This is a genomic window from Streptomyces sp. NPDC091377 (assembly GCF_044757045.1).
Classification (GTDB): domain Bacteria; phylum Actinomycetota; class Actinomycetes; order Streptomycetales; family Streptomycetaceae; genus Streptomyces.
The window spans coordinates 143,422-159,842 of sequence record NZ_JBIVUE010000005.1; the positions used below are offsets into that span (position 1 = coordinate 143,422).

A 16,421-nucleotide genomic window follows, 5' to 3' on the forward strand; every position below is an offset into this window, starting at 1 on the left:
CCCGGGCCCGCTCCTCGACACCGCACTCCCCTTCGGGCTCCCCGTTCGGGTCAGCCGGTGGACCCGTCCGGCCCGCGCACCTCGAACCGCGCCTCGGCGCTCCCGCCCGCGCCGGTCACCGGCGTCAGCGTCACCGTGTGCCGCCCCGCCGCGGCGTTCGCGTAGACCGGGAACGACCGGGTGACGCGCCGCCGTTCGTCCGCCACCGCCTGATAGCGGGTGTCCCCGTCCACCGCGACCAGCACGACCTCGCCCGGGGTGAATCCCTCGCCGGAGACCCGCTGCTCCCCGCCGCCCGACAGCACGGGGGCCGCCACGGTCGCGGTCGGCGCCACGGCCGGGTCGGGCGAGCGCGGTACGTCCGTCTCCTCGGGCGGCGCCGGCTCGACCGGGGACGGTTCAGGAACCGCGGGGCCCCCGGGCGCGGCCGGCGAAGGCTCCGGGGCCCCCTCGCCCGTACCCACGGTCACGTCCAGCAGCCCGAGCGCGTCCCCGGCCGCGAACGCGCGCCCGCTCCAGTCGGCGAACAGCCGCGCGCCCTCCTCGGTGAGCGAGAGCCGCAGGCCCGTCCAGGTCGCCCCGCCTTCCCGTACGACGGGACGGGCGTCGCCCGTGACCACGTCGGCGAGGGTGAACTCGGCGGTCTCGGCGTCGAGTCGGCGGGCGTACAAGGCGCCGCCTTCCTGATCCAACGTCAGCCGCAGCCCGCCGAGGCGCAGTTCGGGCGCCGGGGCGCCGATGTCGGTGAACCCGGCCGTCCCGGCGAGGTCGACCTCCCCGCGTCCGGCGTCCACCTCCCCGCCCGCCGCACGGAACCAGGCCCGTCCGGCGGACCCGCCCGCACCCTCCAGGCGCAGTCCGCTCGCGGCCGACTCGCCCGTGGACCAGCTCACATACCCCCCGGACACCTCCCGCCCGGACTGCGCGGTCGCCGGGCCCGGCACGAGCAGGGCCAGCAGGGTGCCGCCCGCCACGGTCAGCGCCGCGGCGGACCTTCTCCTCGCCTTCACTTCCACTCTCCCTCGCGATCTCCGTCGAAGTGCGTGACCCCGGGTCGCGTGCACGGGCCCGGGGCGGCCGGGTCAGTCCGCGGCCGGCGTCGGGGCCGGCGTCGCCCGGCGGCGTCGGGCCACCCACCAGGTCGCGCCCCCGGCGGCCACCAGTCCCGCGGCCGTGAGCGTGAGGGGCAGCGTGAGGTCCGAACCGGTGCTGGCGAGCGGGCCCTTGGCGTCGGCGGAGCCGGCGCCCCCACCGCCGGTCGCGCCGGAGCCCGTGGTGCCCGCGCCCGCCGAGGCGGTCGGGGTCGCGGACGCCGCGTCCTCGTCCGGCGCGGTCGAGCCGCCGTCCGGACCGAACGACACCGGCACCCGGACCGTCTGGCTCTGGTCGCCGCCGCGCGTGTGGTCGTTGCGGGTGATGACGGCGCAGGTCACCCCGGAGGCGGTGCAGTCGGTGTTGGCGTCCTTGGCGCGGACCTTGAGGCGCGCCTCGAAGGTGCCGTCGTGCCCGCTGCCGCCGTACGGCTTCGCCAGTCCCTCACCGTACGAGGGCGGGTTCGAGGACACCCAGACGGACGCCCCCGACTCACCGGACATGTCCACGCCGCCGACACAGGGAGTCGGTGTCTTTCCGGGGCCGTTGTCGACGCAGAGGGCGATGTAGATGCCCTTCTCGGTGTTGTAGCCGGTGCCGGAGACGGTGACCGTCTCGCCGGCCGCGTCGAGGCCGGAGGTCCGGGAGACGGTGAGTTTCTGTCCCTCCGGGCCGGTCGCCGAACCGCCCGCCGCGGCGGCGGGCGTCGCTGTCGCCAGCGCCAGTGCCGCCGAGAGCGTGACCGCGCGGGCCCAGCCGATCCGCTTGCCGCGCGCGCCACTTGCCGATGACATGCTCCACCCCCACCTGAAGAAACTTAGGCCAGCCTAACCTAAACTACAGTCGACTTGAGTGCCAGCGAAGAGGAGTCGACGAGCCGTGAGAGCACTGACCGCCCCGCGAGCCACGCCCACCGCCGGATCCGCTCGACCACCCGCCCGCCGCCGGGCGTTCGCCGCCCTCGGACTGACCCTCGCGCTGCTCACCGGGGCGTGCGCGAACGGCGGTTCCTCGGGTGCCGGTGCCGGTACCGGTGCCGGGGCGGATGCCGGGGGCGCCGGTTCCGGCGGCACGGCGGCCTCGGCCGGGGAACGCGCCGAGGCCGCGCGGGAGCGCCTGGACGCGAACACCCTCGTCCCGCTCGAAGGACCGCCGCCCGTACCGGAGTTGCCGGTCACGGTCGACTCGTCCGACGGCCGCCGGGTCACGGTGGAGGACGCCTCGCGGATCCTGCCGCTCAACGGCGGCGTCGCGGAGATCGTCTTCACCCTCGGCCTGGGCGACCGGGTGGTGGGCCGGGACATCACCGCGACGTTCGCCGAGGCCGAGAAGCTTCCGATGGTCACCAAGGCACACGATGTCAGCGCCGAGAGCGTCCTCTCGCTGCGGCCGACGGTCGTCCTCGCCGACACCGACACCGGTCCGAGCGAGGCGATCGACCAGATCCGGGACGCGGGCGTGCCGGTCGTCGTCCTGGACCCGGCCACCGAACTCGCCGACGTCAGCACCCGCACCACCCGCGTCGCCGAGGCGCTCGGGGTGCCGGGGGCGGGCCGGGCCCTCACCGCCCGGATCGACGGCGAGATCGCGGCGGCCCGCGCGGCCGTGCCCGAGGGGAGCAGGCCCAAGGTGGCCTTCCTGTACCTGCGCGGCAGCGCCGCCGTGTACCTGATGGGTGGCAAGGGGTCCGGCGCGGACTCCCTGATCGCGGCGGCGGGCGCGGTGGACGCGGGCGTCGAGGCCGGTCTTGACAAGCCGTTCACCCCGCTGACCAGCGAGGCTCTCGTCACGTCGCGGCCGGACGTCCTGCTGATGATGAGCAAGGGGCTGGAGTCGGTCGGCGGTGTCGACGGTCTGGTGGAGATCCCCGGCATCAGGGAGACCCCCGCCGGAACGGACCGCCGGGTCGTCACCCTGGAGGACGGCGTCCTCCTCGGCTTCGGCCCGCGCACCCCGCTGGTCATCGACCTCCTGGTGGCGGGGCTGCACGGCGCGTGACGGCGGCGGTGGCAGGTGGGCGCCGGGTGTCGGGTGCCGGGGGTCCCCCGGTCGGCCCCGCCCGGCCTCGCGTCTCCGTCGGGCCTCTGGTCTCTGTCAAGCCGCCCGGGCGGCGGCGAGGACCTCGTCGGCCAAGGGCCTGTCGAGGGCCGCGTGGACGAGGCCGTCGGCGAAGCGGGGCATGTCCGAGGGGGGCACGAGGCGGCGCAGCCTTCCGGGGGAGGCCGGGAGACCGAGGCGCTCGGCCCCTTCGAGTGCCTTGCGGTCGACGTAGGGGGTGAACTCCGGCCAGATGCCCTGGACGTCCCGCAGGAAGATGTCCGCGCCGGTGGGGCCGATCCCGGGGATGTCCAGGAGGGCGCGTTTCGGGTCGGGTTCCTCACGCAGACGGCGCAGGTCACCGCCGTAGCGTTCGAGGAGCAGGTCGGCTCCCCGGCCGAGCAGGGTGGAGGTGCGCTCGTCGTAGCGCCGGTAGCCGCCCCGGCCCAGGGCGTCCACGCGTTCCTGCCAGGAGGCGTCCGCCATCGAGCGGGCGTCGCGCAGCCCCGCCTCGAACAGCGACCGGGCCGCCGACACCGCCGTGCCCGCCCTGATGCGGGCGCTGAGCAGCACGGCGAGCACCAGCGTCTGGTAGAGCGGCTGCGGGGTGTCGCGCAGCCGGATCCCGGCCTGGGCCGGGTAGGTGCGGGGCTGCCGGTCGAGCAGGGCCCGCACCACCGCCCGGTTCGTCGTCCCGGCGGTACGGGGGCGGGATTCCCCGGCGCTCTGCGTCGTCATCGCCCGGTCACCGCCCCAGCGCCGCGGGGTCCGCGGGGTCCGCGGCGCGTTCCTGCCGTCCGCGCCGGGCCAGCACGACCAGGTCCAGTGCCGCCGTCAGGGCGAGGGCCGCGCAGACGGCGGCCAGCGTGACGGTGACGGCGCGGCCGGGGCTGTCGCCGGGTCCGCTCAGCGCGGCCCAGACGGCGAACAGGACGGTGCCCGCCACGAACAGGGGCAGGAAGATCCCGCTCAGCAGCTTCCGCAGCCGCAGCGGGCTGCGGGCGGTGACGGGCTCGGTGCCGCTGCGGGGGACGCGGGTGCCGGAACGGGCCGCCTCGTCCCGCTGCCGGGACCGGCGGCGAAGCTCATGCGTCATGGTCCCTCCTCGACGGTCGGAGTCGGCCTCACCCCTCCCCCTGCCGGGTAGCCCACCGAACCACGCCCAAACCCGCCGCCCCGCGGCCCTCCGGACCGGTCTCCGCCGCGCGTGTCCCGGCCCCCCTGGAGGTGACCGGCGCCCCCTCAAGGTCGATACTTCCTAAGCAGGACTTCAGCCACTGACCGACGAGCGCCGTTGACTCGACTTGGTTCCCCCGGAGGTACCCGTGAAGATGCTGATCAATGTGCCGGACACCGTGGTCGAGGACGCGCTCCGGGGGATGGCCTCGGCCCATCCCGAGCTGACCGTCGATGTGGAGAACCGGGTGATCGTACGGCGGGACGCGCCGGTCGCCGGGAAGGTGGGCCTGGTCTCCGGCGGCGGTTCGGGGCATGAGCCGCTGCACGGCGGATTCGTGGGGCCGGGCATGCTGTCGGCGGCGTGTCCCGGGGAGGTGTTCACCTCGCCGGTGCCCGATCAGATGCTGCGCGCGGCGGCGGCCGTGGACAGCGGGGCCGGAGTGCTGTTCATCGTGAAGAACTACACCGGTGACGTGCTCAATTTCGACATGGCCGCCGAGCTGGCCGAGGACGAGGGCATCCAGGTCGCGAAGGTCCTGGTCGACGACGACGTGGCGGTGACCGACAGCCTGTACACGGCGGGCCGTCGCGGTACCGGCGCCACCCTGTTCGTGGAGAAGATCGCGGGTGCCGCCGCCGACGAGGGGCAGCCGCTGGAGCGGGTGGCGGCCGTCGCCCGGCAGGTGAACGAGAACTCCCGCAGCTTCGGTGTGGCGCTCAGCGCGGTGACCACGCCCGCCAAGGGCAGTCCGACCTTCGATCTGCCCGCCGGTGAGCTGGAGCTGGGCATCGGCATCCACGGGGAGCCGGGCCGCGAGCGCCGGGCGATGATGACCTCGGGGGAGATCGCCGACGTCGCGGTGCAGGCGATCCTGGCGGACATGACCCCGAGCAGCCCGGTGCTGGTGCTGGTCAACGGCATGGGTGCCACACCGTTGCTGGAGCTGTACGGCTTCAACGCGGAGGTGCAGCGGGTGCTGGCCGAGCGCGGGGTCGCGGTCGCCCGCACCCTGGTCGGCAACTACGTCACCTCGCTGGACATGGCGGGCGCCTCGGTGACGCTGTGCCAGGTGGACGAGGAGCTGCTGCGGCTGTGGGACGCGCCGGTGCGGACGCCGGGGCTGCGCTGGGGGATGTGAGACCCGGCCGTACCGGGGTGCGACGGGCCGCGCCGGGGGGTGTGCGGCGGGCCGCGCACGGAGCAACGTACCTACCACGCAAGGAGATCCAGTGCTCGACGCCGATTTCTTCCGCCGCTGGATGACGGCCATGGCCGCGTCCGTGGACCGCGAGGCGGAACGGCTCACCGCCCTCGACTCAGCGATCGGGGACGCCGACCACGGCAGCAACATGCAGCGCGGGTTCGTGAATGTGGCCACGGCGCTGGAGCAGGAGGCCCCGGGCACTCCGGGGGCGGTGCTGATGCTGGCGGCCAAGCAGCTCATCTCGAAGGTGGGCGGTGCCTCGGGACCGCTCTACGGCACCCTGCTGCGGCGCACCGGGAAGGCGCTCGGTGACGCGCCCGAGGTCAGTGAGGAGCAACTCGCGCAGGCCCTGCGCGAGGGGGTGGAGGCGGTGCGGACGCTGGGCGGTGCCGCGCCCGGCGACAAGACCATGGTCGACGCGCTGCTCCCGGCGGTGGACGCGCTCGGCGAGTCGTTCGCGGCGGCCCGTACGGCGGCCGAGGAGGGCGCGGTCGCGACGACGCCGCTCCAGGCCCGCAAGGGCAGGGCCAGCTATCTGGGCGAACGCAGCATCGGTCATCAGGACCCGGGCGCCACTTCCTCGGCGCTGCTGATCGCGGCCCTCGCGGAGGCGCACGGTGAGTGACATCGGCAAGGACGCGGGCGGACGGTTCGTCGGGATCGTGCTGGTGTCGCACAGCGCGCGGGTCGCGGCGTCGGTGGCCGAGTTGGCGACCGCGCTCGCGGGCGGCGCGGCGGCGGTGCCCGTGGCTCCGGCGGGCGGTACCGAGGACGGCGGGGTGGGCACCAGCGCCGAGTTGATCGCCGCGGCGGCGGCGTCCGTGGACCGGGGGGCCGGGGTCGCCGTCCTCGCCGATCTCGGGAGCGCGGTGCTCACGGTGAAGGCGTTGCTCGCCGAGGAGGACGAACTCCCCGCCCGCACCCGTCTGGTGGACGCCCCGTTCGTGGAGGGCGCCGTCGCCGCCGTGGTGACGGCCTCGACCGGCGCCGACCTCGCCGCCGTGGAAGCCGCGGCGGCGGACGCGTACACCTACCGCAAGGTCTGACCGGGCCGGCGGGAGAGGTCGGTCAGCGCAGGAACTCCCGGGCCAGTCTCTCCCCCTCCCGTACCGCCGCGGCGGGGCTCTCGACGGGGGTCGCCCGCGAGTCCTTGAAGACGATGTACGTGACCCCGGAGGCGGCCCCGCCGGTGCGGGGGTCGGGGTCGATGCCGAGGGCCTCGGCCATGGCGTACGACGCCTCGCCGATGAGGTCGCGCGGGCCCCGGTCGCCGACGACGGCGTAGCGCACCCGGTCGCGGTGGACGACCGCGGCCACGGCTCCCGCCCGCGCGCCGTGCTCGCGGTGGTCCCAGATCCGGCTCGGCATCGGTACGACGACGAAAGGCAGGGTCTCGGCGCTGAGGGCCCGCCCGTCGGACTGCCGCACGGACGTCTGGGGCGAGAAGGAGGGATCGGAGCGGGCGTTGCAGTGGCGGCCGGCCCGGCCGTCGCAGTCGATGTCCATGTCCGCCTTCCAGAACACGGCCCCGCGGGTGCCGCAGACCGGGATGTCGGCCGGTGCCCATGCGTCGCTGCGGTAGCGGCCCCGGGAGACGGGCAGGCAGTCCCGTACCCGGGCCAGCAGGGCGTCGGCCGACACGGGGGCGGTCTCGGCGGCCGGCACGGCCGTGGGTCTGTCGTCCGGTACGGCGGTCCGCTCGCCGTCCGGCAGGGCGGGGCCCGGGTCGTCCGGTGGGGCAGCGCCCTCGGCGACCGGCACGGTGGTACCCGCGTCGGCCGGTGCGGCGGTGCCCGCGTCCGCCGTCGCGGGTCGGGGCGAGGGCGGCGGGGCGGGTTCGGGGGCGGTGACGGGGGAGTTCGTCGGGGCGAGCAGGGCGGCGCTCGCCAGGACCAGTGACAGCGGCAGCGGCGGGACACGCACGATCGGGGAGCCTCCTCGGAGCTGACGGTTGTTCAGCCCTATCTGACGCTCTTCCTGATCTTGGAGGCCGGAGGCCGGGCGGTGGGCGTCCGGCGTGTCGACAGGGGGCGGGGGCCGGTCCAGGTTCGGTCCGGCCCCCGGCCGCCCGCGCCGGCGCGGGACAGCGACGACAGCGATCCGCGCCTTCGGCGTGAACTCACCCGCCCCCGCGGAGAGTTCAGCCATGAGGACTTTCAGCATACGTAACTCCCGGCGCACCTCGCCCACCCACCCTCTTGATGTGGCCCCGTCATGCGGCGCAGAATTGGTCCGGACCATTGCTGCCGCCCTGGGAGGCACCACCGTGCGACGCGCCCCCGTACCCGCCGTGCTGACCTGTGGCGCCCTGCTGCTCCTGACCTCCTGCGCCTGGGGCGGGGCCGACGAGGGAGGCGAACGGCCCCCGGGCTCCCCGGCGGGCGTCACCGCCGACGCGGGCAGCGCCACCAGCGTGCATGTGATGTGGAACAAGGTGACGGCCGATCCGCCGGTCACCGGATACGAGGTCTACCGCGGCTCGACCAAGGTCGACGACGTCGAGGCGGACGAGCACATGGTGGACGTCGTCCGGCTGAAACCCTCCACCACGTATGTGTTCACCGTCCGCGCCCGGGACGCCGAGGGGCGGCTCAGCGAGCCCAGCCAGGAGGTCGAGGCGACCACCCCGGCCGCCGTCGCCGCCGACGACACCCCGCCGACCCGCCCCGGCAGGACCACCGGCCGCACCGCCGGAAGCCGGGCGGTCCAGTTGGAGTGGGGTGCGGCGAAGGACAACCAGAAGGTGGTGTCGTACGACATCTACCAGGGCGACACCAAGGTCCACAGTGTGGCCGGCACCCAGACCGCGACCGTCGTCATGGGGCTGCGGCCGGGCACGGACTACTCGTTCACGGTCAAGGCCCGGGACGCCGCGGACCATCTCTCGCCCGCCGGGAACGCCGTGCGGCTCACCACCCCCGGCAGCGACAGCGGGCAGAGCGTCGCGCCCACCGACTTCCGTGCGACGACCCGGCAGGCCGACGGGGCGTACCACATCGATCTGTCCTGGGACCCGCCGCCGGTGGACGGGGTGATCTCCGAGTACCAGATCCAGGTGGACGGACAGCCCGCCACCTCGCTGGTGTGGGGCGGGGATCCGCCGCGCGGCCGGGCGACCTACACCTTCTACATCGGTGAGAAGGCCGGTGAGACCCACCGGGTGCGGATCCGCCCCAAGCTGCCGGACGGGACCTGGGGCGGGTACTCGGCCGAGCGGACCGTGACGACCGGGCAGAAGGGCGACGGGAAGTCGTGAGGCGGGCGGGAGTGTGACAACTCCCGTGCGGGGGTGCGTGCGCCCCCGCACGGTTCGGTGCGGGGGCGGGTACCTCCCGGCCGGCGGTGGGTCCGTCGGGCGGGCGGCGGGGGCTGTGGGGTCGTCGGGCGGGCGGCGGAGGGTCCGTCGGGCGGCGGGTCCGTCGGGCGGCAGAAGGTCCGTCGGGCGACGGCGGGTCCGTCGGGTGCCGTCGGGTGACGGAAAGGCCGTCGGGTGGCGGAAAGGCCGTCGGGTGGCGGAAAGGCCGTCGGGTCGTCGGGCGCTGGGCCGCTCGGCGGAACGTGTCACCTGGCCGGGTGCGGCCGGGGTGCGCCGGGCGCCCGGGCGGCTTTGGCTGGCCATGTGGCGCACGGGTGTTTCCCCGACCACGGCGGCGCAACGGACGTACCGCCGACCGTGCCGCCGGAGGACAGACCCATGCGCATCTCCCAGCACTTGCTGCGCTCCGGCCCGATCGTGACCGCCGCCGCCGTGCCCCTCGCCCTGGCCGTCGCCCCGGCCGGCGCGGCGAGCGGGATCTCGGTGAGCACCTCGGGCTCGACCGTCTCGGTCACGACCAACGCGTGCACCCAGGTCAACAGCGCCTGGGGCAACGCCTCACTGCTCAACAGCAGCCAGACCAGCTTCGCCCAGGGCCGTCAGGTGGCCGTCACCGGCACCTCGAACCTTCAGTCGGCCGCCTGGTCGAACGTCAGCCCCGGCACCTACACCGTCGTGGTGATGTGCTCCAACGGGAACACCGCGGGCACCCAGTCGGTGATCGTCTCCGCGCCCTCCATCTCCGCCACCTCCTCGGCCCGCGCCTCGGCGGCGCCCTCCGCCTCCGCCTCGCCGCGCGGGGTGCTGGGCGGTGTGGGCGGCGGCGTCAAGGACTACGGGACGCTGACGCTGGTGGCGGGCGGGGTGCTGGTGGGCACCGGCGCGATCGCGGCGGGCTGGTTCCTGCGCCGCCGGTCCAAGCCGTACCGGCTCTGACGACGGGCGTCCAGGACCGGGCCCGGGCGACCGGGGTGACCGGAGTGACCGGGGTGACTCAGCGGGGCAGCCGTTCCAGTTCGGCCAGTGCCTGGGCGAGCCAGCGGGTCCAGAAGGTCTCCAGGTCGATTCCGGCGCGCAGCACCAGATGCCGGACGCGGTCCTGCGCGGAGTCCTTCTCCGGCGGGAAGTCGCGCCGCTCGATCTCCTCGTACTCGGCCAACTGCCCCCGGTGCAGCTCCAGATGGCGTCGCAGATCGGCTTCGAGCCCGTCCGTGCCGACCACGGCGGAGGCCCTCAGCCGCAGCAGCAGGGCGTCCCGCAGGGGCTTGGGGTCCTGGGGCGCGGCGGTCCAGCGGGCCAGTTCGGCACGGCCCGCGGGCAGGACTTCGTAGCTCTTCTTCTGCCCCCGGGCCGGCTGTGCGGACGGCAGTGCCCTGATCAGGCCCTCGGTCTCCAGTCTTCCCAGCTCGCGGTAGATCTGCTGGTGGGTCGCGGACCAGAAGTAGCCGATCGAGCGGTCGAAACGGCGGGTCAGCTCCAGCCCCGAGGACGGCTTTTCGAGCAGGGCGGTGAGGATCGCGTGCGGGAGTGACATGGGCTCATCCTAGGGACGCCGAGGGGCCGCCCCGAGGGCCCGCGCACCGGCCCCCGGGACGCACGCTCAAGGGCCGGGCCCCGTTCACAGCGCGGCTGCCAGCTCCGTGCCCTGTTTGATCGCGCGCTTGGCGTCCAGTTCGGCGGCCACGTCGGCGCCGCCGATGAGATGGGCGTCGCGTCCGGCGGCGATCAGTTCCTCGTACAGGTCGCGGCGCGGCTCCTGTCCCGTGCAGAGCACCACCGTGTCGACCGGCAGGACGGTGCTCTCCGCGCCGACGGTGAGGTGGACCCCTGCGTCGTCGATACGGTCGTAGCGCACACCCGGGACCATGGTGACGCCGCGGTGCCTCAGCTCGGCGCGGTGGATCCAGCCGGTGGTCCTGCCGAGGCCGGCGCCGACCTTGGTGGTGCTGCGCTGGAGGAGGTGGACCGTGCGGGGCGGGGTGGGGCGGCGGGGCGCGGTCAGACCGCCGGGCGCCGCGTACTCCGTGTCGACGCCCCAGTGGCGGAAGTACGTCGCCGGGTCCTCGCTCGCCTGGTCGCCGCCGTCGGTGAGGAACTCGGCGACGTCGAAGCCGATGCCGCCCGCGCCGAGGATCGCCACCCGGTCGCCGACGGGGGCGCCGTCGCGCAGCACGTCGAGGTAGCCGACGACGCTGGGGTGGTCGGCGCCGGGGATGTCGGGGGTGCGCGGGGTGACACCGGTGGCTATCACGATCTCGTCGTAGCCGGTGAGGTCGGCGGCGGTGACGGGGGTGTCCAGGCGGACGGTGACGCGGTGGGCGTCGAGCTGATGCCGGTAGTAGCGCAGGGTCTCGTCGAACTCCTGCTTGCCGGGGACCTTGCGGGCCACGTTGAGCTGGCCCCCGATCTCGCTCGCGGCGTCGAGGAGGGTGACGTCGTGGCCGCGTTCGGCGGCGCTGACCGCGCAGGCCAGCCCGGCGGGTCCGGCGCCCACGACCGCGATCCGCTTGCGCAGCCGGGTCGGTGAGAGCACCAGTTCGGTCTCGTGGCAGGCGCGCGGGTTGACCAGGCAGGAGGTGATCTGTCCGCTGAAGGTGTGGTCGAGGCAAGCCTGGTTGCAGCCGATGCAGGTGTTGATGGCCTCGGGCCGTCCGGCGGCGGCCTTGGCCACGAAGTCGGCGTCGGCGAGCATCGGCCGGGCCATGGACACCATGTCCGCGGCGCCGCCGGCCAGCAGTTCCTCGGCGAGTTCGGGGGTGTTGATGCGGTTGGTGGTGACGAGCGGCACGGAGACCTGGCCCATCAGCTTCCTGGTGACCCAGGTGTAGGCGCCGCGGGGCACGGAGGTGGCGATGGTGGGGATCCGGGCCTCGTGCCAGCCGATGCCGGTGTTGATGAGGGTCGCCCCGGCGGCCTCGACGGCCTTGGCCAGGGTGATCACCTCGTCCAGGGTGGAGCCGCCCGGCACCAGGTCGAGCATCGACAGCCGGTAGATGACGATGAAGTCCTCGCCGACCGCCTCGCGCACCCGGCGGACGATCTCAAGGGGGAAGCGGGTCCGGTTCTCGTACGAGCCGCCCCAGCGGTCGGTGCGGTGGTTGGTCGGCGCGGCGATGAACTCGTTGACGAGGTAGCCCTCGGAGCCCATGATCTCGACGCCGTCGTAGCCGGCCCGCCGGGCGAGGCGGGCGGCGCGGACGTAGTCGCCGATGGTGCGCTCGATGTCGGCCTCGGTCATCTCGCGCGGTGCGAACGGGCTGATGGGGGCCTGGAGCGGGCTGGGGGCGACCAGGGCCTCGTGGTAGGCGTACCGGCCGAAGTGCAGGATCTGCATCGCGATCCTGCCGCCCGCGCGATGGACCGCCCGGGTGATCTCGCGATGCCGGTCCGCCTCGGCTTCGGTGGTGAGTTTGGCCCCGCCCGACCAGGGGCGTCCCTCCTCGTTGGGGGCGATGCCTCCGGTGACGATCAGGCCCACTCCCCCGCGGGCCCGCGCGGCGTAGAACTCCGCCATCCGCGCGAAGCCGCCCTCCGCCTCTTCGAGGCCCACGTGCATGGAGCCCATGAGGACCCGGTTGGGCAGGGTGGTGAAGCCCAGGTCGAGCGGGCTCAGCAGATGCGGGTATCGGCTCATGGGGGCCTCCGTGCGCGGGGTGATGGCCCCTCTGTTGTAGAGGACCGCACACGGTTTATGCAACTAGTTGCATAAGGCTGGCCCTGGCGCCGCCCTCGGCACCGTCAGCGGTTCTCCAGCAGCAGGTGCAGCTCACGCTCCTGGTCGCCGGAGGCTCCGGAGAGGTCCCGCACGGAGAACAGGGAGTGCAGCGTCGTACGGAACCGCTCGACGGCCCAGTAGCCGCCCTGCACGTCGGCGGTGACGGAGGCGTCGAGGCGGGCGGGGGGCGGTCCGTCGTGGGGGTCGGCGACGTCGAAGGTGCCGAGCCAGACCTCCGGGCGGGTCTCGTGGAGCCGCTGCGGCACGTCCTCGGCGCACCGGTCCGAGGAGAAGCACGCGCAGAGGGTGTCGAACACGACCCGGGCGTCTTCCTTGCTGCATCCGCTGATCTCGACGGAGACGGACTCCTCGTGCGGACCTGCTGCGTTCATCGTGACGGCTCCTCTCCTGGGCGGGGCGGGACCGCGTCCGGCCGCCCCTCACCCAGATAAGCACCGGGGCGGGGAGAGCACCACCGACGGGCCCGCCTCGCGCCGGGCGGGCCGCGGGAGGGAACGGGGACGGGCGTACCGGCGTCTTCCAGTCCGTGGCGCGAAATATCGCACAGTGCGGCCGAATCGGATCGCCGGACCGGCGGGTAGGTGTTGAGGGATGGTGGAGAAAAGCGGAGGCGGCGTAAGAGAGTGGATTGAGCGCGCTACGACAGGGGAGGCGGCACAGGGGACGACGTGCCGTGTGACAAGCGCTGAGGCGGTGCGTGATGAGTACACCGGGGTCATCGGTCACCGGAGGTGAGGAACCCGTCCACGGGGCGGGGCGGCCGAGCGGGCTGCTCGATGTGCTGGGCGTGGCGTCGGTGGTGCTGGACACCACGGGGCACATCGTGCTCTGGAGCCCGCAGGCCGAGGAATTGTTCGGTCACTCCGCGCGCGAGGCGCTGGGCCGGCTCGCGGCGCGTCTGGTGGTGCACGAGGAGCAGGTGGAGCAGGTGGTGAAGCTGTTCGCGGACGTCCTGGCCACCGGCCGGGGCTGGGCGGGCGCCTTCCCGGTGCGGCACAAGGACGGCAGCTCCCGGCTGGTCGAGTTCCGCACCATGCGGCTGACCGACGACCGCGGGGACGTCTACGCCCTCGGACTCGCCGCCGACCAGGGGACGGTACGGCGGCTGGAGCGGGAGGTGGCGCTGGCGGCGCAGGTCGTCGACCAGTCCCCCATCGGTATCGCCGTGCTGGACACCAGCCTGCGCTATGTCTCGGTCAACCCGGCGCTGGAGGAGATCGACGGCTTCGCCGCCGACGACCATCTCGGGCGGACCATCCCCGAGGTGCTGCCGCTGCTGGACGCGCAGGCGCTGGAGACCGCCGCCCGCCAGGTGCTGGCGACCGGGCGTCCGGTCACCGACCGGTCCGTGATCGGCCGTACGCCCGCCGATCCGGACCAGGACCACGCCTGGACGGCGTCGCTGTACCGGCTGGAGGGCGGCTCCGGCGCGCCGCTCGGGGTCGCGCTGTGCCTGGTGGACGTCACCGAGCAGTACCGGGCGGGCATCGAGGCGGAGGCCGCGCGGCGGCGCCTGGCGGCGATCGCGGACGCCTCCGCCCGGATCGGCACCACGCTGGAGCTGGACCGCACCGCCCGTGAGCTGGCCGAGGTCGCGGTGCCCGAACTGGCCGACATCGCGGCGGTGGATCTGCTGGAAGCGGTGGTGGAGGGCCGAAGAACCAGCCTCGGCCCGGCGGAGGCGGCGGTGATCAGGGCGCTCGCGGTCCGCGCGGACGGGGAGAGTGAGGCGCTGGCGGCGGCCGACCCGCCGGGACAGGTGGCGCGTTACGCGCCCGACCGGCTCGTCACCGAGTGTGTGCGCAGCGGGCAGCCGGTGATGGTGGCGCGGGTCAAGGACGAGGACCTGCCGCGCATAGCCCGCTCCCCCGACGCCGCGGTCGTCCTCGGGCGGGCGGGGGTGCACTCCTATCTCGCGGTGCCGCTGATCGCCCGCGGCGAGGTGCTCGGCGCGCTGGACCTCAAACGCACCCGCAATCCGCTGCCGTTCAGCGAGGACGATCTGATCCTCGCCCGGGAGCTGGCGGCCCGGGCGGCGGTGCAGATCGACAACGCCCGCTGGTACCAGAACGCGCGCGACGCCGCGCTCACCCTCCAGCGCAGTCTGCTGCCCAGCCATCCGCCGGTCACCGGCGGTCTGGAGGTCGCCTCCCGCTATCAGCCGGCCGGGGCGACGACGGAGGTGGGCGGCGACTGGTTCGACGTCATCCCGCTGGGGGCCGGCCGGACGGCGCTGGTGGTCGGGGATGTGATGGGCAGCGGCATCAGCGCCGCCGCGACGATGGGCCGGCTGCGCACCGCCACCACGACGCTCGCCCCGCTCGGTCTGGACCCGGCCGTCCTCCTGGACCATCTGGACCGGACCACCGCGGGTCTCGACCAGTCCATCGCGACCTGCCTCTACGCCGTCCACGACCCGCGGCGCGAACGGCTGCTGATCGCCAACGCCGGGCATCTGCCGCCCGCCCGGGTACGGGTGGGCCACCCGCCCGAGCTGCTCGAACTGCCGACCGGAGCGCCCCTGGGCGTGGGCGGCGTGGCCTTCTCCACGACCGAATTCGACCTCGCCCCGGGCGACCAGCTCGTCCTGTACACCGACGGTCTGGTGGAGACCCGCCGGCACTCCCTGGACGAGCGGCTCGACACCATGCTCGGGCTGCTGGCCGATCCCACCCTCCCCCTGGAGGACGTCTGCGATCTCCTGCTGAGCACGCTGCACCACCCGGACAACCACGACGACGTGGCGGTGCTCATCGCTCGCGCGCGGGATCTCACCGACGGGTAGCGCGAGGGCGTGGACCGGGCGGCTCGACGGCTCGGCGGCCCGTCCGTGCGCCCCTGCTCACTGCGGCCCGTCCCGCCGAGGGTCGGCGGCCGGCCCTCCGACGATCACATGCGCGTCCGTGTCCTCGCAGACCGCCACGGACGCGGTCAGCCCGGCGCGGTGGTAGGCCGCCACGGCGTACGGGGCCTGGTGCTCGCCGGTCTCGGTGAGCAGGGCGCCGCCGGGGGCGAGCCAGCGGGGTGCCTCGGCGGCGACCCGGCGCAGCACGTCGAGGCCGTCGGCGCCGCCGTCCAGGGCGATGAGCGGCTCGTGGTCGCGGGCCTCGGCCGGGAGGAGACCGACCTCGCCGGTGGGGACGTAGGGCACGTTGGCGGCCAGGATGTCGACCCGGCCGCGCAGGGCGTCGGGGAGCGCGGCGAACAGGTCGCCCCGGTGGACCCGGCCGCCGTAGGGGGCGAGGTTGCCGCGGGCGCAGCGCACGGCGGCGGGGTCGAGGTCGGCGGCGTGCAGTTCCGCGGCGGGGAGGGCGGCGGCGAGCGCGGCGCCGACCGCGCCGGTGCCGCAGCACAGGTCGACCACGAGCCGCGCGTCGGGCACCCGGGCCAGGGCGCGGGCGACGAGGTACTCGGTGCGGCGGCGCGGTACGAACACCCCGGGGTCGACGGTGATGCGCAGGCCCCGGAACCCGGCCCAGCCGAGGACGAGTTCGAGGGGCAGTCCGGCGACCCGGCGGTCGACCAGCGCGGTGAGTTCGTCCGGGGTGCGGGCGGCGTCGAGGATCAGCGCGGCCTCGTCCTCGGCGAAGACACAGCCGGCGGAGCGCAGCACGGCCACGACACGGTCCGGGGAGAGCGGCGGGGCGGGGTGAGCGCCGGGGGCGGGCGAAGGTGATGCGGCGGACATGGAGGTCGCGAGAGCCTTTCGGGACACGAAGGGCGCTCAGGCGGTCACCGGACTACGAGTGATCCGCGCGGGTTCGAGAGGCGAGCACCCCGGCTGACACAGCGGTGATGGGTCTCACCTCCTCGGTCAAGGGCCGGGTCCACCCACGGCCGACGGCCACAGTACACC

Annotated in this window: 16 protein-coding genes; 7 read left to right on the top strand and 9 right to left on the bottom strand. The window is 74.4% G+C overall.

What is annotated here, in order from left to right; translation table 11 throughout:
* Positions 1-50 precede the first annotated feature (50 nt).
* On the bottom strand, positions 51-1,010 hold the full coding sequence (locus ACIQNG_RS13100; protein ID WP_401484617.1) for an HtaA domain-containing protein: 960 nt from the start codon (positions 1,008-1,010) through the stop codon (positions 51-53).
* 72 nt (positions 1,011-1,082) lie between these two features.
* Positions 1,083-1,886 carry a hypothetical protein gene (locus tag ACIQNG_RS13105; RefSeq protein ID WP_401484619.1) on the bottom strand — a complete coding sequence of 268 codons (804 nt, stop codon included), beginning with the start codon at positions 1,884-1,886 and terminating at the stop codon, positions 1,083-1,085.
* Between the two features lie 94 nt (positions 1,887-1,980).
* Here ACIQNG_RS13105 and ACIQNG_RS13110 point away from each other — a divergent pair, with 94 nt between their 5' ends.
* Positions 1,981-3,090, top strand: a complete 1,110-nt coding sequence (locus tag ACIQNG_RS13110) for a hemin ABC transporter substrate-binding protein (RefSeq protein WP_401485095.1) — start codon at positions 1,981-1,983, stop codon at positions 3,088-3,090.
* A gap of 96 nt (positions 3,091-3,186) precedes the next feature.
* Here ACIQNG_RS13110 and ACIQNG_RS13115 read toward each other — a convergent pair whose 3' ends face one another.
* Together ACIQNG_RS13115 and ACIQNG_RS13120 are read right to left on the bottom strand one after the other, a co-directional pair.
* Positions 3,187-3,867, bottom strand: coding sequence for an endonuclease (locus ACIQNG_RS13115; protein ID WP_401484621.1), 681 nt, complete (start codon positions 3,865-3,867; stop codon positions 3,187-3,189).
* Between the two features lie 7 nt (positions 3,868-3,874).
* On the bottom strand, positions 3,875-4,225 hold the full coding sequence (locus ACIQNG_RS13120; protein WP_401484623.1) for a DUF6343 family protein: 351 nt from the start codon (positions 4,223-4,225) through the stop codon (positions 3,875-3,877).
* 229 nt (positions 4,226-4,454) lie between these two features.
* Here ACIQNG_RS13120 and dhaK point away from each other — a divergent pair, with 229 nt between their 5' ends.
* From dhaK to ACIQNG_RS13135, 3 genes are all read left to right on the top strand, one after another.
* Entirely contained in the window at positions 4,455-5,447 is a 993-nt protein-coding gene (gene dhaK / locus ACIQNG_RS13125) for a dihydroxyacetone kinase subunit DhaK (RefSeq protein ID WP_401484625.1), read from the top strand.
* A 91-nt stretch (positions 5,448-5,538) separates the two neighbouring features.
* Positions 5,539-6,138 carry a dihydroxyacetone kinase subunit DhaL gene (dhaL, locus tag ACIQNG_RS13130; RefSeq protein WP_401484627.1) on the top strand — a complete coding sequence of 200 codons (600 nt, stop codon included), beginning with the start codon at positions 5,539-5,541 and terminating at the stop codon, positions 6,136-6,138.
* A gap of 1 nt (position 6,139) precedes the next feature.
* Entirely contained in the window at positions 6,140-6,559 is a 420-nt protein-coding gene (locus ACIQNG_RS13135; RefSeq protein ID WP_401485097.1) for a PTS-dependent dihydroxyacetone kinase phosphotransferase subunit DhaM, read from the top strand.
* Between the two features lie 22 nt (positions 6,560-6,581).
* Here ACIQNG_RS13135 and ACIQNG_RS13140 read toward each other — a convergent pair whose 3' ends face one another.
* On the bottom strand, positions 6,582-7,676 hold the full coding sequence (locus tag ACIQNG_RS13140; RefSeq protein WP_401484628.1) for a glycoside hydrolase family 75 protein: 1,095 nt from the start codon (positions 7,674-7,676) through the stop codon (positions 6,582-6,584).
* Positions 7,677-7,779: 103 nt separating this feature from the next.
* Here ACIQNG_RS13140 and ACIQNG_RS13145 point away from each other — a divergent pair, with 103 nt between their 5' ends.
* Together ACIQNG_RS13145 and ACIQNG_RS13150 are read left to right on the top strand one after the other, a co-directional pair.
* Positions 7,780-8,769: a fibronectin type III domain-containing protein gene (locus ACIQNG_RS13145; RefSeq protein ID WP_401435252.1), complete on the top strand. Its 990-nt coding sequence runs from the start codon at positions 7,780-7,782 to the stop codon at positions 8,767-8,769.
* A gap of 438 nt (positions 8,770-9,207) precedes the next feature.
* Entirely contained in the window at positions 9,208-9,765 is a 558-nt protein-coding gene (locus ACIQNG_RS13150; protein WP_401435250.1) for a hypothetical protein, read from the top strand.
* A gap of 58 nt (positions 9,766-9,823) precedes the next feature.
* On the opposite strand, the gene ACIQNG_RS13155 is transcribed toward ACIQNG_RS13150, so the two are convergent.
* The 3 genes from ACIQNG_RS13155 to ACIQNG_RS13165 form a co-directional block, all read right to left on the bottom strand.
* A complete protein-coding gene (locus tag ACIQNG_RS13155; RefSeq protein ID WP_401484630.1) occupies positions 9,824-10,363 on the bottom strand; it encodes a PadR family transcriptional regulator in 540 nt (179 codons plus the stop codon).
* An 84-nt stretch (positions 10,364-10,447) separates the two neighbouring features.
* Complete coding sequence (locus tag ACIQNG_RS13160) at positions 10,448-12,463, bottom strand: FAD-dependent oxidoreductase (RefSeq protein ID WP_401484631.1); 2,016 nt, start codon at positions 12,461-12,463, stop codon at positions 10,448-10,450.
* Between the two features lie 104 nt (positions 12,464-12,567).
* On the bottom strand, positions 12,568-12,936 hold the full coding sequence (locus ACIQNG_RS13165; protein WP_401435241.1) for a hypothetical protein: 369 nt from the start codon (positions 12,934-12,936) through the stop codon (positions 12,568-12,570).
* A 329-nt stretch (positions 12,937-13,265) separates the two neighbouring features.
* On the opposite strand from ACIQNG_RS13165, the gene ACIQNG_RS13170 reads away from it, so the two are divergent.
* Entirely contained in the window at positions 13,266-15,350 is a 2,085-nt protein-coding gene (locus ACIQNG_RS13170; protein ID WP_401484633.1) for a SpoIIE family protein phosphatase, read from the top strand.
* A 57-nt stretch (positions 15,351-15,407) separates the two neighbouring features.
* Here ACIQNG_RS13170 and ACIQNG_RS13175 read toward each other — a convergent pair whose 3' ends face one another.
* Positions 15,408-16,253 carry a putative protein N(5)-glutamine methyltransferase gene (locus ACIQNG_RS13175; RefSeq protein WP_401435236.1) on the bottom strand — a complete coding sequence of 282 codons (846 nt, stop codon included), beginning with the start codon at positions 16,251-16,253 and terminating at the stop codon, positions 15,408-15,410.
* Positions 16,254-16,421 lie beyond the last annotated feature (168 nt).